We start from the raw sequence: 19,471 nt of genomic DNA, 5'->3' as shown, positions 1-19,471 counted from the left end.
TACATGTCAACATGTAATCTATATATAATAAGGAGACCTATATTTTATGAGTGAAATTATTTTTAAAACGCTTTCATTTATTATTAACTTGTAGCCATGTCACATCCATTTTTATATAACAGAGCTCCTTGCACCCTTAATCATTAATAACTTTACATGATAGTTCATTAAATATTCTATACCCTCTAACCATTTTTTCGCTTCTTCTGGCGTTTTTCCCCACACAATCATGCCATAATTATGAACAAGAACTACCCCTCCACCTTCAATGAAATTCGGAACATTGCTTTCTAATAAATCAGCGAATTTTTTTTCATCTTCTACAATTGGAATTGTCATTTCTGTTATACCTTCTTTTCCGAAAACACGCTCCACACTGCGTTTATCGAACGTTACTTCTCCTTCTTCCCCATATAACTCTGATATTAAATGACTATCTACAGTCTGCACTTGTAAAATACATCCTGCACTACTTTTTTTATAAATATCCGCATGCATAAATGACTCTGCAGCTGGTTTTTCTTCATTTTCAAATACTGACTCGCACATGCAATTTACGACAATAAAATCTTCTTCCGAAAATAGCCCTTTATCTCTTCCCTCAACGTTTACTAAAAATGTTAACGGCTCTTTTGACGTACATAGCGATAAGCTAATTTTGGTACCATAAAACCAATCACGAAGTGCCAATTCAGATTTCACATCTTTTAATTCATTCCATTTCTTCAGAAAAAATAACATTTCGTCACCCCCGGCATAATATTCATATAAGGTTCGAATCCTTTCTATGTAAAAGGAGTATTTTTTGATTATTCTAAAAATTTAATTGAATTATCACATGAGAACGCTTTTTTGTCAATATAGTTTCGTCGTTCTTCTTTAAAATAGGCTATTCATATGTCTATACTCCTATCTATTTCCTATTTCATTTTGTACATAAAAAATGCGCTATTCTTTAATTAAAGAATAGCGCATTCTCCTCATTTTTTATTTCTTTATTGCATTATATAAAAATTGCGCATATTGTTCACGTGTTACGAAATTATCTCCTAAAAAATTCCCTTCCCCGTCACCTTTTGATATTTTATTATCTACTAAAGCTTTCACATACCCTTTCGCCCAATGGTCATTTGGTATATCTTGAAAATTCTCTGTACTATTTTCATTTTCTTTTAACTGAAATACTCTTTGTAGTACTACTGACATTTCATATCGAGTTAATACTCCATCCGGACGGAACATACCATTTCCATAGCCTGTCATAATTCCAGCTTGAACCACTGCATCAATAGCCGTTTCATACATATTTCCTTTCGTATCTGTAAATGCCGTTTTTGGTTCTAGATTATTTCCTAATTTTAAATACCTTTGTATTAGAAGTGCTACTTGTCCACGAGTAATGTTATCACCAAATCCAAATTCACCATTTCCATAGCCTATAAATAATTTTTCTTTCGCTAAGTAATTAATTGCTTCTTCTGACCAATGTCCCTTTGGTACATCTTTAAATTCTACCACTTCTGTTTTCTCATCTTCTTTAGATGTATTACCATCTTTACTTTCTACTACATTTTGAATAACAGATCCTGTAAAGAAGATTCCTGTATCCGCGAATGGATCTTTCACACCAAATTCATATACTTTCTCACCTGGTGTACTCCATTTCACTACACCATTACTATACGTACCATTATCGCTCTTCAGACGGATTTTCGTAGAAACCTCACCATCTTTTTCATATACAGGTACTTTTACTTCTTTATTTACTTCTGTTTCCTCTAAAAATACTTTTTGATTTTGGACATTAATATAAGCCGTCTTACTTAGTTCTATAACTGGTCGGACATCACGGATTTCATTTGCAACAAAACTTAGAAATATTAATTTTTTCAAATTGCTAACTGGTGATAAGTCTGAAATATAATTCGCTTCTAAATCAAGCTTTTGTAAGTTTACTAAACTTGATAATGGAGTAATATCTTTTAATTCATTATTAGGTAAATCTAATTCTGTAAGCTGAGTCATTTTAGTAAGTGGTGTCACATCTTTAATTTGATTTTTCCCGACAAATAATTTATTTAATTGCTTCATTTCATCAATACCCGATAAATCTTTAACATTATTACGCGTTAATACTAAGTCTTTTAAAGGTAATGAATATAACGGTTTAATATCTTCAATTTGATTACCTGCTAAAGTTAAGTATGTTACATTTTTCAAAGCGCTTAATGGAGCAACGTTCTTAATTTTATTATTTGCTAAATTCAAGTAATCTAGTTGTTCCATTTTCGCTAATGCTGTTACATCTTCTATTTGGTTGCCTGATAGATATAAACTTTTTACATTTTTCATTTCAGTTAGTGGTGCAACGTTTGTAATTTTATTATTACTTAAATCAAGGGATTCTAAATTATCCATCTTAACAAGTGGCGTTACATCTGCAAATTCATTACCACGCAAAGCTAAATGATTTAATTGCTTTAAGTTCGCAAAGAACGACGGATCTTTTATCTTCGCATTCGCAACTGTTAAAGATTTTAAATTTGGCATATATTTTAATGCACTATAATCAAGTATCTCATTTGTATTTAAAAACAAATCCTTTACTTGTAATAACTCATCTTTCGTAATTGGTGTATTTAAATCTTTTCTATTAAATACTTTTTTATTAACAAGCTCTCTTAATTTGTTATCTGTTATCATATTTTGATTATCAACTGGATTATCCGTTTCCGTATTGCCTGAATTAGAGTTATCATCTGGTTTCTCTGTTTCTTTGTTACCTACAGTTGGATCTTTAATTTCAAATTGAACTTGATATTTGTGATCATATCCAATAGCCGGAATAAGTATATGCATTTGCATATTGTTCTTCTTCTCAAACTCGCCAATTTCAAATTGAACTACTTTCGTTCCATTCTTCCTCTTATCTTCTGACAAAACTTTCACATCATGAAATACACCTGGCTGGTTTCTATCTTCTATTCTAAGATATTGAAAATAATCGCTATCTTGCATTGTTACAGTGACAACTTTTTTGCCAGCTGCAATCGTTACTTTAGGATCTTTTATATATTGAGAAACCATAGATGGCTCGTCTTTTTGGTCCTTATATATTTTAATCTCAGTATCATACGTGCGATCACTCGCTGCTGCTACCGATTGATTTGCTTCAACTTTTAATGCCGCTAATGCTGGAGTAGAGTACGTAGCAAATGGAATTGCTAATGTTGTCGCTACTACTAGCGCCTTCATATAATTTTTTTTCAAAATAATATCCCCTATCATATATAATTTTCTTAATTGATAATACTTATCAATTACTCACAAATAAATGATAATGAATATCATTATCATTGTCAATGAGAATATTACATTAAATTTATATTTTTAAAGATAAAAATAAAAAAACCCCTTTATTCAAAGGGATTTTTTACCTATCGTATGAAGAATTTCACTTTTTTCCTTCTCATTGATGACACCGATTTTTTGCAAAATATTCGCGTACAATACAAGTTTATTATATATTCGTTCTGACATGTTCTCCCTTCTTTCCTTCGACCAACTTTTTTTGTATTGGTAAATTATATGAAAGAGGTGAGAAAATGTGTCCACTTTTTGCATAAATGCAAATCTTTTATTTTACGATTTGCAGACAATAAAACTCCTTCCTAAAAATTAGGCGGGTGTTTATGTGCTTTCACTGTATTTAACAAACTGTCCACTGAATATTATGCTTCATAAGTTCTTCTTCAAAGCTATATGGCATTTTTTTATCACAAATTACGTGTTGAATACGCGAAATTGCTGCTATACGATAATTCCCTTTCACGCCTACCTTCGTATGATCACATAAAATATATGTTTTCTCAGCTAATTTCATCATCGCCTCTGACAGTTTCGCCTTTTCCAATTCAAAACTAGAAACTCCAAAACTAGGTAATAATCCATCAATCGAAACAAATGCTTTATGAAAATGGAATTGCTGGATGACTTGCTGCGAAATAGATCCTGATACGCGTGAATGCTTTGGAGATACTTTCCCACCAATAAATAAAACTTCACCGTGAAACATCTTTTTATTAATAGAAGAAATTAATTGTGTCGCTACTGGAAATGAACTTGTTACAATCGTTAAATTTTTACGATGTACAAGATATGGCACCATTTGAAGTGGTGTACTTCCGTCATCAATTGCAATCACATCTCCATCTTCCACAAACGTTGCTGCTTTATACCCAATTCTCTTCTTCTCTTCTATATGCAGCATCTCTCGTTCTAACATTGGTGCCTCTACTCCAGCGCCTGGAAGTTGAACAGCTCCACCATACACTTTTTTCAGCTTCTTTTCACGATCTAATTCTTCTAAATATCGACGAATCGTTTCTGTTGATACAGCAAATTCTCTCGCTAATTCTGAAACCTTTACTTTTCCTTTAAATTCTACCTTTTCAAGAATGGTTCGCTTTCTTTCTTCTCCTACTACAGACATAGCTTCACCCCATTTATATCTCCCTCATAAACTTCCTTACTTATACAAAGTTATAATTTTCTTTGTAAGTAGCAACTTCTTCATGAATATGAATACCACGCTTTGCTAGCTCATCAAAAATCAATTGTGGATTTTCAAAGGCTTCTTCAGGCGTAACAACACCCACCCTATTTACATTTCCATTTGCAATTAACTCTGCAGCAATCCCAAATGGAATACCGACGTTTCTCGTATACGCTCTTAATTTTTCCCATCCTACAACAGAACCATCAGATAACGGGTGTGTATGATATAACACATGTCTTTGCTTCTCATTATTTTTCATACCTATTACTTCTACATGAAGTGCATATCCATAAAGCTCTGTTTCTTGTCCTTCTTTCGATTGTAATAAATACTGCGAAATACAATCCATAATACCTATTTCTTTCCCGTTTATTTCAATCTGATCATTACGCAATATGCCGTAATCATATAAAGCACGTACAAGTTGCATATTTTGCTTTGGCCAAGTTCCTCTCGTCTCTATCAGTTTGACACCTTTATTTTCTAGTGCCTTTGCTAACGTAATCGTTTCAGAATGCGGAATGATATACTGCGTTGCCTTACCATAAGGCGCTGGCAATTCTATTTCTCTCGGACGCGCAAACGGAAGTACTTGCTTAAATTCACCATCTTCATACACTATACGCGATGGTAAATGTGGATCATATTCATATGTCGTTGTCTCTGTAATTGAAGCAGAAAAAGCAATCGGACGATACGAACCGTGACTTACACGGACGGACTCTACAGTATCCAGTTGATTTGCTGCATGCATTGCCATCATTTGCGTTACACCTGGCGTCATGCCAAATCCAGGTAAACATGTTTTTTCATTTTGAACAAATATAGCATGCGATTCATTTTCTTCACCAAATCCATTTAAGTTCACACCGTGACAGCCTGCTTCTGCAATACAGCGAGTCGACAATCCGTTTAGTTTTATCGTCGTACCGTCCATTACAATGTCATAACCAATCATTTTTGCAACCGTATCCTCGTGATTCGTTACATCTACTTTTACAAAATCAACACGAGGGTCGTTGAGCCATTCTACTACTTTACGGCCCTCTACCTCGTTAAAATCAGCTACAGTAATCGTCTCAAAAGATGAAAATTGAACTAAATCCAAAATAGCTTCGCGACAAATTTTACCTGCTCCACCTAAGCAAAATACTTTCACCCAATAACAGCTCCTTTAGCAATACTATCAACTAAGCGATTAATATCTTCTTCATGTACATCACCGATATTTCCAATGCGAAACGTATCTACTTTCGAAATTTTTCCAGGGTAAATAACAAATCCATAACGCTTTAATTCGTTATATAACTGTTGAAACTCAAACCCCTCTTTTGGATAAATGAAAGATGTAATAATAGGAGATTGATATTCCTCATCTACTAGTGGCTTAAATCCGATTTCTCCCATTCTATTTACTAGTAGTTTTTGATTGTTGTAATATCGATTGTAACGCGCTCTTACTCCTCCCTCTTTTTCTAGTTCAAGTAGTGCTTGATAAAAAGCATGTACAACATGTGTAGGTGAAGTAAAACGCCATTTCCCATTTTGTTTTTCCATCGTTTCCCATTGATCATATAAATCAAGAGATAAAGAGCGTCCTTGCCCTTTACACTTCAATAATTCATCACGTTTTGCGATTACAAATCCGAATCCAGGAACCCCTTGAATACACTTATTCGCACTACTAATTAAAAAATCAATTTGTAAATCAGCAATGTCTATTTCAATCCCGCCGAAACTACTCATCGCATCAACAATTGTAACCTTTCCATACTGTTGTCCTAATTTACATACATCTACAATTGGATTTATAATTCCTGTCGTCGTTTCACAATGAACAACTGCAATATGTGTAATCTCTTTATCTTCTTGCAATAACTTTTCTACTTCTACAATATTAGTAGGTTCCCACTCTTCTGTTTGACTGATCACTACATCAATCTGTAACATCTCTGCCATTTGAACAATGCGCTTACCGTACGCACCATTTGTACAAACGAGGAGCTTCCCATTTCCCGGAATAACAGAACCAATTACTGCTTCAACTGAAAACGTACCGCTTCCTTGCATTAACACTGTTGTATATTTCTCTTCCTCCTTCGTCGCTAACGATACAAGTTTAGCTCTTACTTCTTGCACCATCGTATTATATTCATCATCCCACGTACACCAATCGTATAGCATAACTTCTTTTACTGATTTTGTTGTCGTTAATGGTCCTGGTGTTAATAATAAGTAGTGATTTTCATTCATGATCCCGTGCCCCTTTTATGAAATAATAAGTTCTTGTTTCTCCATATGTTCCATTACGTTTTCGAGCTCCTGCATCGTTTCAATCGTAAAATGAGCCCCATTTTCAACAAACCGATTACGAACTATTTCAATTTTTTCACGAAGCTCTATCGAATCCATACTCTCCACTTCCTCTTCCGTTAAACCGAGCTCACTACTTCCAAGAATTACACCAACTGTCCACATTCCAGCATTTCTACCTTCTTTCATATCTGATACTGTGTCCCCTACTTTTATCATATGGTTCATCGGATACACACCAAGTTCCATTGCATTTTTATAGCACATCCATGGATATGGACGGCCTGCTGGAACATCATCTGGCGTAACAAGAAAATCAGGTTTATATCCTTGTAACGCTGCTTCCTTTGCTACAATTTCCATCATTTCTCTCGTATAGCCCGTTGTTGAACCGATTTTAATGCCTCTCTCACGTAAAGAAGCGATTACTTCTTTTACCCCATCAATCGGCGTAGCATAACTTGGTAAAATAGAAAAGAGAATTTCTTCAAACTCTTCATACATCTCATGAATGTCTGCTTCTGTTGGTAATTGACCGAAGACACGCTTCCACTCATCAGCAATACGAGGCATTTCTGTTAGTGCCCTTACATGATCTATTTTTAATAATCCCATTGGCTTACGTGCTTCTTCTGCTGTAATTTCAACGCCGCGTTTTTGAAAAATCTTCATGAATACTTCTAGTGGTGCAAAACATCCGTAATCAACCGTCGTACCTGCCCAATCAAAAATAACTGCTTCAATTTTCATTCTGTCCATCACCTTTCTTACTTATCTTTTTTGCCATTGTGAAGTTCGGTTACGAAGTGCTTTCGTTCCCCGTTCATATACAACTCTCACTACAATATTTGTAACAACAATAAGTACACTCATTGCAGCTGCTGGCGCTACATTTCCTGCATCATCCATATTTACGATTGATACGGCAGCTAGTTTAAAATCAGCTGCATATAGGAATACAACTGCCGATACAGTTACCATTGAATTTACGAAGTAGTACATTACCATTTCTAAAATTGCTGGTAAACACATTGGTACTGTTACTCGGAAGAATGTTTTATAAAACGGAATACCCATCGACTGCGAAACAAGCTCAAACTCTCGGTCTAATTTCTTTAAGGCAGTCGTTGCCGTGACAAATGTTACAGAATAAAAATGAATGATATTTACTAGTACTAACACAGCAATTGTTCCGTATAAAGAATGAAACGGATTCGTTACTGATAGTCCCAGAATTTGAATCGTTGGTTGACTAAAGAAAAAGACATATCCTAATCCGAGTACTAAACCTGGTATCGCTAAAGGAACGATAGAGAAAAAGTAACCTGTTTTTCTGAAAAATTGTAGCTGGTCTATTTTCTCAATTGCATATGCGAATACAAATGTGAAAATCGCCCCAATAACTGCTGTAACTGCTGAAACAATTACGCTATTTTTAAATGCTTCAAGTCCATCTCCTGTTAAACTCGAAAAATTAAAATGCTCAAATGTAAAACTCATATTATATGGCCATACTTTCACACTTGCAGCAATACCAACTGCAACAAATAATAGAATGATCATAAGTGTAATCACACTACAATATATGAATGAGATGACATCTCTTTTCTTATTAGCTATTATTCTGTATGGTACTGCTTTTGAAGATAAGAAATTTGCCTGCTTTCTTTGCGTAATACGATCAACTACAAATGCGAATATAGCTGGGATTAATAAAATCATTCCGACAGTTGCACCCATCGGCATATTTTGCTGTCCAATTACTTGCTTATATACGTCAGTAGCAAGCACATTATATTGACCACCAACAATTTTTGGTGCCCCAAAATCAGTAAAACTAAGTGTAAACACAACAAACATTGCACTAATTAATCCGTACTTTACACTAGGTAAAGTAACCGTGAAAAATTGCTTTGTTTTACTCGCCCCTAACATATTAGAAGCTTCATATAAACGATAATCAGATCCTTGGAAGGCAATTAGCAATATAAGAAAGGCTTGCGGAAATGTATACATAACTTCAGCTATTACAATTCCTACTGGGCCATATAAAGGGATTTGTATACCTTCAAATAAACCAAACATTCCTTTCGTTACTAGCCCTTGATTACCAAATAAATATGTAAGTGCTATACCGTGCATCATCGTTGGTGCGAACAATGGTAATAACGCTACATACTGAAATACACGCTTTCCAAAAACATTCGTACGGGCAATTGCATATGCGTAAACGAATGCGATTGCAACTGAAATAATTGTTGTTGCGCCCGAAATCCATACTGTATTTTGTAAAGACTGAACTAAAGTTGGTGTTGTGAAATATTTACTGAAATTCGCTAAACCAATGAAAACTCCATCTTTATTATAAAAAGCTTGTGTAAATAGTTGTAATAGCGGTAATACAAGTATGATAAGGAAAGAAAGAATCATACCGATAATTACGAACCTTTGGATCCATTCCTCTTTCCCTATACTTCTCTTAATCTTTTTTTTCGTACTTTCTACCTTATAGTTTTCTAACATCTCCATCTATACAATGACCTTCTTTCCATATGACAACATATGATTTTCTGAGAAAGAGATTTGAATCGACTTTCCTTTTCTAATAGCGGTTTTTTCCACTTCTGATACCAATATATCCACTACAATTTTCTCGTTATAAAGATGTGTTTTTTCTTCTACGACTCGCACTTCTGTCCGATATACAGATCCTCGGAATTCCATGCTTTCCACAACCGTTTTAATACCGTCCTTTTGTACAATTGTTACATGTTCAGGACGAATTGCATGTTCTTCATTATTTTTCGAAAAGAAATTAATAGAACCAATAAAATCTGCCACAAACGGATTGGCTGGTCTTTGATAAATCTCCTCTGGTGTTCCAATCTGCATAATTTCCGCATGATTCATTACAACAATTTTATCAGCCATCGTTAATGCCTCTTCTTGATCATGCGTGACCATAATAGTTGTTACTCCTACTTTTTCTTGCAAATCACGCATTTCTCTACGCAACTTTTCTCGCACTTTTGCATCTAAAGCAGATAACGGCTCATCGAGTAACAAAATATCCGGAGACAGAGCGAGCGCACGTCCAAGTGCTACTCGCTGCTGTTGTCCACCAGACATTTGAGCAGGATATTTATCTTTTACATTCAGTAAATCAACTAGTTCTAACGCCGATAGCGCCTTCTCTTTTACTTCTGCTTTTCCATACTTTTTTGTCTTTAAGCCGTATTCAATGTTTTCAAGTGCTGTTAAATTCGGAAATAATGCATATGATTGAAACACCATTCCGAAATTCCTCTTTCCAGGAGGTAATGCTGTAATATCTTTTCCATTCACAGCTATACTACCTGTTGTCGCCTCTTCTAGCCCTGCTAAAATTCGAAGCAATGTTGTTTTCCCACAGCCACTTGGGCCTAATAAACATACAAACTCATTTTTTTTCACAGTAAAAGAAATATCCTTTAACGCTGTAAATGCATCAAACTGTTTTTGAATGTGTTGAATTGATAAATATTCGCTCATTTTTTCTCTCTCCCACTCACTTACTTTTTCGGTTCTGCTTTTTGGCCAAACTCTTTTTCCCATTTTTCTAAAATTTTGTCGCGATTTTCTGCTGCCCACTTAAAGTCATTCTTTTTATATAATTTTTCCGTCACATCTTTCGGGAATCCATCTGGAAGTTTATAATCATTTTTAATTGTTGCAAATCCATTTTTCTCGAAGTATAACTTCATTACATCATCAGTAATTGCCCAATCTAAAAATGCTTGCGCTAATTTTTCATTTTTTGCATTATCTTTTTTAATAAGTGCGTTCGCTTCTACTTCCCAACCTAATCCTTCTTTCGGCAATACAACTTCAACTGGTGCACCTTTTTGTTTCTCCTTTAAAGCACTATAAACCATCGATACGCCAACTGGATATTCACCTGCACCTGCTAATTTCGCTGGTTTTGAGCCTGAATGCGTATAAGTTGCCATATTATCATGAAGTTTCTTCATGTAATCCCAGCCTTTATCTTCACCCATAATTTGTAGCCATGCAGAAACTGTTAAAAATCCTGTTCCAGAAGAAGCCGGATGTGGCATAACAAGCGTTCCTTTATATTCTGGTTTCGTTAAGTCTTCGTATGATTCTGGCATCGGTAAATTTTTCTTCTTTAATTCTTCTTTATTTATAGCAACCCCCGTCATAAATGCAGTATTTCCTACCCATTTTTCAGGTTGTTTGTCATCTTTAAATTGCGAAAGAACGCGGTCCGCTCCTTTTGGAGAGTACCCTTTTAACATATCTTTTTTATCTAAAGCTAATAGACTTGATGCTGCAGTTCCCCATACAACATCTGCTTGTGTATTTTTTCCTTCAGCTAGCAATTTCGCAGTAATAACTCCTGTTGAATCACGTACAATGTTCAATTTCACATCAGGATATTTCTTTTTAAAGGAATCAAGATAAATTGGTACAAGCTCTTCTTCAATCGCTGTGTAAACAGTTAATGATCCAGATAATTTGTCATCTTTCACTTTCGCTCCAGCACTTTCTTCCTTCTTTGCACCACACCCCATTAATAACGAAAATACCATTCCAGTCGCTACAGCTTTAAAGATTGTTTTTTTCACTGTTTCTCTCTCCTTTTACAAATCTTATGTACAACTCAAATATAAACAACTAGTGTAAAAGCAGTATTAAACCAACATTAATCTTTTGTTTGTTGTTTGTTTTTGTGTAATACGTTGCTACTTCTATGTTTTTTCGCATTTTTCTGCTAATAAAAAACACTAAATTTACAAATAATTAAAAAATCCTTTATAATCCCACAAAAAAATGAGGCGTTTGTAAAAAACGCCTCATTTTTATTTCCCTTTTTTTGAATTACGATTTGCATACTTCGCGCTATTTTCTCCTTCATACTCTAATGCAAATTCTGCATCTGGTAAGCTTTCTTTCGGAGTTTTATTATTGTTAATTGCCGCATTTTGTTTCACTTTTCTTTTTACCAATACATTCACCTGCTCTCAAGAAATCACTTTCTACTCTAGTTTGAAGCAAGCTGAAATAATTATTACTGGCAAGTGTTAACAAGTACATAAGAGGCGTTAGATGGAAATACTACATATGAAGAAATCATTATAAAAAGGAGCTCGTATTTTGAAGAAGCAAGATAAAATTCAGTCACCCATTTTAGATGAAACGCTCCCGCATCAAATGAATTTTCCATCTTTTAAAGGAACAGGAAAAACGATGCAACAACCTTTTTTGAATCAATATGATGTTGTAATTGGAGACAGTAAATATAATTCCGAGAACAGTCCGCTTAACAATTGGAGTGATGAAGTAGATCCTGCCATTATGGCTGGAGAAGAGTGGATCCATCCTACAAATGATATTGGGTGGATTTCAGAAGAAAATCAAGAGTTGCTAAAAAAAGAAGTAGATAATAAAAAGGATGCTTTTATGCATCCGCAATTTGGCATTAACGACTAAAAAACCATTCTACCTAACATAGGTAGAATGGTTTCATACTATCCAATAATAATCCGCTCTTTCGGATATTTATAGCGAGGTGGCTGTTCTCTTCCGCCACTAGCTAGTATAAATGTTAAAATACCAACGCGACCGATAAACATAAGCACAATGAGTACAATTTTACCAACAGTTGTTAAATCTGGCGTAATACCCGTCGATAGTCCTGTCGTTCCGAAAGCAGAACAGACTTCAACAATTAGACTCATAAGCGGTACATCTTCCGTAATAGATAAAATAAATAATGCTGTAGCACATAATAAAATACCCATTGTCATAACGACAGATGCTTTCAGCACATCCTCTTCATGTAGCTGACGTTTGAAGACTCTAACCGTTCTCCCGCCTCTCGCAAAATTGTATAGCGATAATATACTAACAGCAAATGTTGTTGTACGTATTCCGCCCCCAACCGAACTTGGAGATGCCCCTATAAACATTAATATACTCATAAATAAAAGCGTCGGTTGTGACAATTCACGTATATCCATCGTAGCAAGTCCACCACTTCGCGTCGTCACAGATTGGAATAATGTATAAAATACAGTTTCATGCCATGACTTTCCTACTAAAAAATGATTTCTCTCCAGTAAAAAAATCATAATTGTACCAACAACAACGAGTGCAAAAAATGTTGTTGTCGTCAATTTTGTAAATAATGAAAAACGAAATAATTGTTGTCGCCTTTTACTAAGAAATTGCTTTACTTCCATTAGCACAGGGAAACCAATCGCGCCTAAAATAATTAGTAACATATGAATCATTTGAACAATATAATCTTTTTTATATGGAATTAATGATTGTCCTGTTAAATCAAATCCGCCGTTCGTAGTCGCACTAACAGCTGCAAAGAAACCGTGAAAATAAGCTTCTTGCCAAGTCGGAAAGTAAAGTAAAAATCTTGTACCTAATAGGATTGCTCCAATAAGTTCTATCGAAATAATTACAATTAAAATAGAACGCATCAATTCTACAAGACCCGATAAATTTCCTTGATTATGATCTGCCATAATTAATCTTCTTCTTTGCAAACCAATCTTTTTTCCCGTAATGATCCAAACAAATGTACCAAGCGCCATAATTCCTAAGCCGCCTAATTGTAGAATAAGGGCTAAAACAATAATTCCTGCTGTAGTAAACGTATCTGAAATCGTAATAACAGACAGTCCCGTAACACTTACCGCACTAACCGATGTAAAAAGCGAATCTATAAATGTCCATTTCACACCAGGCTTCGTAACAAACGGTAAACTAAGCAATATCACCGATACAACTACCGCTAATAAATAAAACAAAACGATGAGTTGTACAGGACGTAATTTTTGTAAAAACTTTTTTATATCTCTCATTCCATCACTTCGCTACCTTTTTTCTATCGATTAAATAAAGAAAAATCTTTACTTTCTTTATTTGTAAATAACTGCTCAAATAATTTGGCAAATACCATTCCATACACAGTTCCATTACCTCCGTGCAATAATGCGTAAAATAAATTATGTATCTTCTTATCTTCTTTTAAAATAGGTAGACCATCATGACTACTACCAAATGCTGCTGCCCAATAATACTCTGCTTGTATATTCTTATACTGTGGGAACATCTCTCTTACAATGTTAATAAGGATATCACGCTTACGCAATAGTTTCGTATCACCAATCGGTTGAATTTGCATCGCTTCATCTAATCCGCCTACCATAATGCGGTTTTGAAACGTCCGAAAATATAAGTAGGGACGTGCTGTTTCCCAAATTAACGATCGCTCATGCCAGCCATCAAACTGATCTATTTCATTTGTCACAACTGCATAAGATGCCTCTACTGTTGTATTTTTTTCTTTCTTCCCAAAAAGCGCTTCATAGCCCGTCGCCATAATAATATTCTTTGCTACAATTTGATTTCCTGTTTTCGTGTAACAAATTAAATCATTTTGCCGTTTTTTTATATGTATTGCCTCTGTATGTTCATATATATTAGCTCCCATTTGGTTTGCTTTATGCAAAAGACTATGCGCTAGTAAATACGGATTCACCTCAGCATCACCGTGTGTATACAATGCCGCTTGTTTTATAAAAGGATAACGTTCCTTAATATCAGATTCTGTAAAATACTCAACAGGAAATCCATAATTCTGCAACGTATTGTACTCCTCTTGTAAAAATGAGACATCCTCACTTTTACTTGCATAATATAAACTACTTCTTGGCATAAAATAGGGATCAATATCGAGAGTAGGTACCACTTTCTCCATTGTTCGTAACGCTTCGTAACACAGTTTATATGCTCGTACCCCTTTTTCTTCACCAAATGTATGGATAAGTGAGGTTAACGATTTATCATGAAGAAACTGTAATAAACCTACATTTGCAAATGTACTACCACATGCTATTTCTCTTTTTTCAATAAGCATTACACTCATACCGATTTTCGCTAAAGAATACGCTATATGAGCACCGGCTTCGCCACTTCCGACTACGAGCACATCACATATCATATCATTTTCTAACAGTGGATAACAAGGTACAGAAACTCCTGTATTCCAAAACAACTTACCCGTCATAAGTTTCATAATTATACTCCTAAAATATAAATTTCTCCTTTCTATGTTTTGTTATTTTTCATAAAAAAATCCAACTAACATAGGCTAGTTGGATTTTTTTATTTTTAATTAGAACGCTCTTCAAGCCAATTTCCAATCGTCGGATATGTTTGTTTTACAGCTGTTCCACCGTAAACGATAGACATATGCCCTGTTGGTAAACATACATATTGTTTATCTGTGCTAGAAATATGATCTAGTAATGCTTCTACTTGACATGGCAAAGCGATATGATCACGTTTCCCGGAAATATTTAAGACATTCGCCTTAATATTTGCAAGGTCTACCTTTTGTCCGCGAATAACGAGTTCACCCTTAACCAATTTATTATTTTGATAAAAATCACGAATCCACTGTCTGTATGATTCACCTGGGAACGGAATACCATCACCAACCCACTTTTGAACCAATCTCCAGCTTTCGACGAAGCGCTCATTCTCTGAACGATCTACTAAAGCAACATATGGACCAACAAAGTTCGTAATTGGCTTTAACATTTTGTTTCCGAAATCAATCATTTCTGGCGGAATATTTCCAAATGTATCAACGGCTTTATCTAAATTGAAATATTTCTCATCTAATAAAGGACCATACAATCCTGTTTCAGAGAAATCAAAAGGACTTGTCATGAAAATCAAATTACGAATTGGCATGTGCGGATGAAGTGCTGCATAAATAGAAGTTAGCGTTCCACCCATGCAATAACCAAGTAAAGAAATCTCGTCCGATTTTGCAGTTCGCATTACTTTTTTTACTGCTTTTGCAATATAATCAAACACGAAATCATCAAATTTCAAATGACTATCTTCTAAACCAAATGTGCCCCAATCAAGCATATACACATCAAAACCACGATCCACTAGATATTCCACTAAACTATTTCCAGGAGTTAAATCCATAATATATGGTTTATTAATAAGAGCATATATTAATAGAATTGGAACTCTTTGTGTTTTTTCTTGTTTTGGAATGTAGCGATAAAGCTTCGTCTTATTCTTCGTCCAAATAACCTCTTTCGGCGTTAATCCTACTTGCGGCTCTGGTTCACGTAATAAAATTTCACTCGCCCTTTTCACTCGGCGGTACGCTTTTCGGTACTCTTCTGGGTATAGCTCTAATTGCTTTTCCCATTCTGTTGCGAATGTAGTCATTTTTTTATCTCCTTTTTGGTCGATTTTCTTCTTAAAAAAAGAAGTGCATTCCTGCTATGGATATGCACTTTTTTCTTACTTCATTACATATATAATCCGCCGTTAATGTTTAATTGTTGACCTGTGATATACGCACCATCACGGCATAGGTATACTACACCTTTTGCAATTTCATCAGCTTGACCAAAACGTTTTTTCGGGATTTTTGCAACAATTTTTTGACGTACTTCTTCTGGTACTTCTGCTACCATTTCAGTATCAATAAATCCTGGGCAAATAGCGTTTACAGTGACATTTGTTTTTGCAAGTTCTAACGCTAATGATTTTGTAAATCCTAACATACCCGCTTTTGCTGCTGAGTAGTTTGTTTGGCCAAATCCACCTGCTTGACCAATAATAGAAGAAATGCTAATAATTCTTCCTTCTTCCGCTTCCGTTATGTATGGAAGAACCGCGCTTGTCGTATTAAATACGCTGCTTAAATTCACGTCAATTACGCGCTCCCAATCTTCACGATTTAACTTTTTGAATGTACGATCTCTTGTAATACCAGCATTATTAACAAGAATATCAACTTTACCAAAATGATTCACAGCTTCTTCTACAAGTCGGTTTGCATCTTCTACTTTAGAAACATCCGCTTGCACTGCATAAACGTCATGCCCGTCTTTTCCTAATTCATTTACTAAATTTTCAGCTGCTTCTTTACTGCTATTATAGTTAATAACTACTTTCGCTCCCTCTTGTGCTAATGCTACTGTAATTGCTTTTCCAATTCCTTTTGCTCCACCTGTTACGATTGCTACTTTTCCATTTAATTGAACCATTTCTTTTCCCCCTTAAATGAATTTGTGAACGATTGTTATGAATCATTTTGGTACTCATACTATAGAGTCCATATATAATTATGTTTCGCTGTTTATACGTGAAAAGAGATTCTCCCTCTCTCTTTTACCTGTTATAAACAAGCGTTTTTATCATTTTTTATTTTCTGGTTTATTCGCAGGCTTTACCTCTTCTTTTACAGGTACTTGTAGTTTAGCTAGTACTGCATTTTGCTTTTCTAGCAATTCTACAATTTGATCTACTTTTGTTTCAAGCGTACGAATATCTTGTTTTACTTTCGTCACATCACGCTTTAATGTAGGAGCTTGTCCTAAAGAATCTACTTTCTCTTCTAGAAACTCCTCAATGTTATCTACTTTATTTTCTAAGTTAATAACAAGCGTAGCCACTCTTGCGATATCTTCTTTCGTCGGCACATTTACTTGTTCTAAATAGTTTTTTGTCGTATCATTTAATGCTTTTTGATAAAACAAATTCAAATCTAGAACGCTGCCCATCCAAGCAGAATATTCTTCTGTTTTAATTGTTTCATTGAGCGCTTTTCCCCAAAATGTTTCGGTTTGTTCATAAGCATTTTTCCATGCTTGTAGTGGATCGAATTTTTGATCAATCACTTTACCTACACTCCCTTTTTCGTTTTTGAAACAATTCAACCTATTCACTATTTTCTAATATTCTGAATAAAACTTCAAGTCTATATTTTATTTTTTCTATTTTCTAACAAATGTGTTGACTTTAAAAACAGATAGGTGTAAATTGCACTTATAAGCAAAAAATTCCATCTAACTGATTCATGAGGTGATGCACAATCATGCTACAAAATGAACCAGAACAACGCGAAAGTTTGGAGAGCAACCAAGCGAAACAACCAAACTCCATGCCAAAAAACTTCTTAGTTCCCTTCTTACTTCTCTGTCTAAAAGACTGGAGTCTTCATGGTTACAAACTTATTCAAATGCTAATGGATATCGGCTTTTCTTCTGTTGACCAAGGTAATGTTTATAGAACACTACGCAAATTAGAAAAAGAAAACCTTATTTCTTCTACTTGGGATACAAGCGATGGAGGGCCGGCAAAAAGAATTTATTCTTTAACTGAATATGGAGAGCAATATTTAACAACATGTGCGACTTCTTTTGAACATTATCAAAATATGTTGCGAACGTTTTTCACGTTATACACCAATGCATTCTTTCCATTTTCTACTTCTCCAGAAAAGGATGAAAAGGATTCTTCATCTTCACCTGGTGGTACAGCAGAGTAATCTGCGTTCACAATATGCAAAAAAACATTTGGGGGTCAAACAATGGAAACTAAACCATACGAATTAGTCGATGCATTTTGGAAAAACTGGTCTCAATCACTTTCCCTTTTCTCTTCAGCTGGAAAACAGTTAGAGCAACTTACTTTAGAAACATTAAAACAACAACAAGACGCTTTGCATAAATTAACATCAGGAGTAGATGAACTAGAAAAAGAACTGCAACAACTCACTGCTCAGTTCAATAACCAATATACAGATTACGTGAAACAATTAACTGGAAACTCCTTAAATGATCAAATTAACGAATGGCAAGACAAGTGGAAGGAACTTTCTGCTCATATGCATCAGCTTACCGTTTCTCCTACAAAAACTTCTTTGTCAATTCTTACACAAACAAGCGGTCAATTTGAAGAAACAACAAAACAATTTATTGAGCAACAACAATTACAACGTGAAGAGGCTCAAAAACAGTTAGAGGGTTTTTTGGAAGAGTTCAAGTCAAAACAGTTGGAACTCGCAAAAAAGTTCGAGGAAAACTCAAAAAATCTATTTACTTCCATCAAGTAAGAAAAATGTGGGAGCTAACCGCAGCACAAACAAAACTCTTTCTTCCTCCTACTACATCAAGATGGCTAACATTTTTCGATATGGAAAAGAAGGAGGACAAAATGAATCCATTTCAAGAAGCACAAACTGTTCCGGAGCTTCGCTATGATGAGATTCAAGTCGGTGATCAAGCATCCCTTACAAAAACAATTACAGATGAAGATGTTATCAATTTTGCAAAATTGACTGGAGATGTGAATCCTATTCACATTTTAGATTCTTTTGCAAAAACGACAATGTTTAAAGAACGTATTGCTCACGGAATGCTCGTCTCGAGTTTTATTTCTACCATCCTTGGAACGAAACTCCCAGGCAAAAATACGATTTATTTATCCCAAAATGTTTCATTCCGTGCCCCTGTCAAAATCGGTGATACACTTCGCGTTGTGGCAGAGGTTATTAAGAAGCGTGACGATAAAAAAATCATTACGTTGCAAACAAACATATATAATCAATCAGATGATATTGTCGTGGAAGGAACAGCGACAATACTAAAAAAAGAGTAGCAAATTTGGTATTATCCCCTATAGGTAGACAGTAAAAAAAGAGTCCATCTGATATGATGGACTCAATACTGTTTTATCTGGAGGGGATTTTTTTATGGC

General features: G+C 34.9%; 19 protein-coding genes. 4 read left to right on the top strand and 15 right to left on the bottom strand.

Going from position 1 to position 19,471, the window contains the following annotated elements; translation table 11 throughout:
- Positions 1–111 precede the first annotated feature (111 nt).
- From F3I02_RS16275 to F3I02_RS16230, 10 genes are all read right to left on the bottom strand, one after another.
- Positions 112–741, bottom strand: coding sequence for a class II aldolase/adducin family protein (locus F3I02_RS16275; protein ID WP_000896006.1), 630 nt, complete (start codon positions 739–741; stop codon positions 112–114).
- Between the two features lie 246 nt (positions 742–987).
- Positions 988–3,270 (bottom strand): NEAT domain-containing leucine-rich repeat protein, encoded by a 2,283-nt coding sequence (locus tag F3I02_RS16270; RefSeq protein ID WP_196478178.1) that lies wholly within the window; start codon positions 3,268–3,270, stop codon positions 988–990.
- 439 nt (positions 3,271–3,709) lie between these two features.
- The gene (locus F3I02_RS16265) at positions 3,710–4,492 is read right to left on the bottom strand and encodes a DeoR/GlpR family DNA-binding transcription regulator (RefSeq protein WP_000117668.1); all 783 of its coding nucleotides are present in this window, start codon (positions 4,490–4,492) and stop codon (positions 3,710–3,712) included.
- Positions 4,493–4,532: 40 nt separating this feature from the next.
- Positions 4,533–5,717, bottom strand: coding sequence for a saccharopine dehydrogenase family protein (locus tag F3I02_RS16260; RefSeq protein WP_000862177.1), 1,185 nt, complete (start codon positions 5,715–5,717; stop codon positions 4,533–4,535).
- A complete protein-coding gene (phnW, locus tag F3I02_RS16255) occupies positions 5,714–6,811 on the bottom strand; it encodes a 2-aminoethylphosphonate--pyruvate transaminase (protein WP_001004777.1) in 1,098 nt (365 codons plus the stop codon). The genes F3I02_RS16260 and phnW overlap by 4 nt, the downstream gene beginning before the upstream one ends.
- Positions 6,812–6,826: 15 nt before the next feature.
- The gene (gene phnX / locus F3I02_RS16250) at positions 6,827–7,621 is read right to left on the bottom strand and encodes a phosphonoacetaldehyde hydrolase (protein ID WP_196478177.1); all 795 of its coding nucleotides are present in this window, start codon (positions 7,619–7,621) and stop codon (positions 6,827–6,829) included.
- A gap of 21 nt (positions 7,622–7,642) precedes the next feature.
- Positions 7,643–9,400, bottom strand: a complete 1,758-nt coding sequence (locus F3I02_RS16245; RefSeq protein ID WP_163050915.1) for a putative 2-aminoethylphosphonate ABC transporter permease subunit — start codon at positions 9,398–9,400, stop codon at positions 7,643–7,645.
- Positions 9,401–10,402 (bottom strand): putative 2-aminoethylphosphonate ABC transporter ATP-binding protein, encoded by a 1,002-nt coding sequence (locus F3I02_RS16240; RefSeq protein ID WP_196478176.1) that lies wholly within the window; start codon positions 10,400–10,402, stop codon positions 9,401–9,403.
- A 20-nt stretch (positions 10,403–10,422) separates the two neighbouring features.
- Positions 10,423–11,499 (bottom strand): putative 2-aminoethylphosphonate ABC transporter substrate-binding protein, encoded by a 1,077-nt coding sequence (locus F3I02_RS16235; RefSeq protein ID WP_131250307.1) that lies wholly within the window; start codon positions 11,497–11,499, stop codon positions 10,423–10,425.
- A 234-nt stretch (positions 11,500–11,733) separates the two neighbouring features.
- Positions 11,734–11,880 carry a hypothetical protein gene (locus F3I02_RS16230; protein WP_000240798.1) on the bottom strand — a complete coding sequence of 49 codons (147 nt, stop codon included), beginning with the start codon at positions 11,878–11,880 and terminating at the stop codon, positions 11,734–11,736.
- Between the two features lie 148 nt (positions 11,881–12,028).
- Here F3I02_RS16230 and F3I02_RS16225 point away from each other — a divergent pair, with 148 nt between their 5' ends.
- Positions 12,029–12,364 (top strand): DUF3905 domain-containing protein, encoded by a 336-nt coding sequence (locus tag F3I02_RS16225; protein WP_000743724.1) that lies wholly within the window; start codon positions 12,029–12,031, stop codon positions 12,362–12,364.
- Positions 12,365–12,402: 38 nt separating this feature from the next.
- Here the strand turns inward: F3I02_RS16225 and F3I02_RS16220 are convergent, their stop codons facing one another.
- The 5 genes from F3I02_RS16220 to phaR all read right to left on the bottom strand — a co-directional run bounded on the left by F3I02_RS16220 (position 12,403) and on the right by phaR (position 17,610).
- The gene (locus tag F3I02_RS16220; protein ID WP_001204712.1) at positions 12,403–13,752 is read right to left on the bottom strand and encodes a TrkH family potassium uptake protein; all 1,350 of its coding nucleotides are present in this window, start codon (positions 13,750–13,752) and stop codon (positions 12,403–12,405) included.
- Between the two features lie 23 nt (positions 13,753–13,775).
- Positions 13,776–14,969, bottom strand: coding sequence for an NAD(P)/FAD-dependent oxidoreductase (locus F3I02_RS16215; protein ID WP_000772561.1), 1,194 nt, complete (start codon positions 14,967–14,969; stop codon positions 13,776–13,778).
- A 95-nt stretch (positions 14,970–15,064) separates the two neighbouring features.
- On the bottom strand, positions 15,065–16,150 hold the full coding sequence (gene phaC, locus F3I02_RS16210) for a class III poly(R)-hydroxyalkanoic acid synthase subunit PhaC (protein ID WP_000206336.1): 1,086 nt from the start codon (positions 16,148–16,150) through the stop codon (positions 15,065–15,067).
- Between the two features lie 83 nt (positions 16,151–16,233).
- Positions 16,234–16,977, bottom strand: a complete 744-nt coding sequence (locus F3I02_RS16205; RefSeq protein WP_000250407.1) for an acetoacetyl-CoA reductase — start codon at positions 16,975–16,977, stop codon at positions 16,234–16,236.
- A 150-nt stretch (positions 16,978–17,127) separates the two neighbouring features.
- Complete coding sequence (phaR, locus tag F3I02_RS16200; RefSeq protein ID WP_000566944.1) at positions 17,128–17,610, bottom strand: polyhydroxyalkanoic acid synthase subunit PhaR; 483 nt, start codon at positions 17,608–17,610, stop codon at positions 17,128–17,130.
- Positions 17,611–17,807: 197 nt separating this feature from the next.
- On the opposite strand from phaR, the gene phaQ reads away from it, so the two are divergent.
- The 3 genes from phaQ to F3I02_RS16185 all read left to right on the top strand — a co-directional run bounded on the left by phaQ (position 17,808) and on the right by F3I02_RS16185 (position 19,372).
- The gene (gene phaQ / locus F3I02_RS16195; RefSeq protein WP_000939955.1) at positions 17,808–18,260 is read left to right on the top strand and encodes a poly-beta-hydroxybutyrate-responsive repressor; all 453 of its coding nucleotides are present in this window, start codon (positions 17,808–17,810) and stop codon (positions 18,258–18,260) included.
- A gap of 42 nt (positions 18,261–18,302) precedes the next feature.
- Positions 18,303–18,827, top strand: a complete 525-nt coding sequence (gene phaP / locus F3I02_RS16190; protein WP_000448594.1) for a polyhydroxyalkanoic acid inclusion protein PhaP — start codon at positions 18,303–18,305, stop codon at positions 18,825–18,827.
- 101 nt (positions 18,828–18,928) lie between these two features.
- Complete coding sequence (locus tag F3I02_RS16185; RefSeq protein ID WP_001067916.1) at positions 18,929–19,372, top strand: MaoC family dehydratase; 444 nt, start codon at positions 18,929–18,931, stop codon at positions 19,370–19,372.
- The last annotated feature ends 99 nt before the right edge of the window (positions 19,373–19,471 follow it).

This window comes from Bacillus sp. SRB3LM, from assembly GCF_015712745.1.
GTDB lineage: Bacteria > Bacillota > Bacilli > Bacillales > Bacillaceae_G > Bacillus_A > Bacillus_A thuringiensis_K.
This window is presented reverse-complemented; position numbering and strand designations above follow the sequence as displayed.

What these genes read in the sequence shown, in the direction of transcription:
- phaP (WP_000448594.1), top strand. Translation starts at nt 18,303, where the DNA reads ATGGAAACTAAACCATACGAATTAGTCGATGCATTTTGGAAAAACTGG.
- F3I02_RS16265 (WP_000117668.1), bottom strand. Translation starts at nt 4,492, where the DNA reads ATGTCTGTAGTAGGAGAAGAAAGAAAGCGAACCATTCTTGAAAAGGTA.
- phnW (WP_001004777.1), bottom strand. Translation starts at nt 6,811, where the DNA reads ATGAATGAAAATCACTACTTATTATTAACACCAGGACCATTAACGACA.
- F3I02_RS16220 (WP_001204712.1), bottom strand. Translation starts at nt 13,752, where the DNA reads ATGAGAGATATAAAAAAGTTTTTACAAAAATTACGTCCTGTACAACTC.
- F3I02_RS16240 (WP_196478176.1), bottom strand. Translation starts at nt 10,402, where the DNA reads ATGAGCGAATATTTATCAATTCAACACATTCAAAAACAGTTTGATGCA.
- F3I02_RS16215 (WP_000772561.1), bottom strand. Translation starts at nt 14,969, where the DNA reads ATGAAACTTATGACGGGTAAGTTGTTTTGGAATACAGGAGTTTCTGTA.
- F3I02_RS16205 (WP_000250407.1), bottom strand. Translation starts at nt 16,977, where the DNA reads ATGGTTCAATTAAATGGAAAAGTAGCAATCGTAACAGGTGGAGCAAAA.
- phaC (WP_000206336.1), bottom strand. Translation starts at nt 16,150, where the DNA reads ATGACTACATTCGCAACAGAATGGGAAAAGCAATTAGAGCTATACCCA.
- F3I02_RS16275 (WP_000896006.1), bottom strand. Translation starts at nt 741, where the DNA reads ATGTTATTTTTTCTGAAGAAATGGAATGAATTAAAAGATGTGAAATCT.
- phnX (WP_196478177.1), bottom strand. Translation starts at nt 7,621, where the DNA reads ATGAAAATTGAAGCAGTTATTTTTGATTGGGCAGGTACGACGGTTGAT.
- phaQ (WP_000939955.1), top strand. Translation starts at nt 17,808, where the DNA reads ATGCTACAAAATGAACCAGAACAACGCGAAAGTTTGGAGAGCAACCAA.
- F3I02_RS16245 (WP_163050915.1), bottom strand. Translation starts at nt 9,400, where the DNA reads ATGGAGATGTTAGAAAACTATAAGGTAGAAAGTACGAAAAAAAAGATT.
- F3I02_RS16185 (WP_001067916.1), top strand. Translation starts at nt 18,929, where the DNA reads ATGAATCCATTTCAAGAAGCACAAACTGTTCCGGAGCTTCGCTATGAT.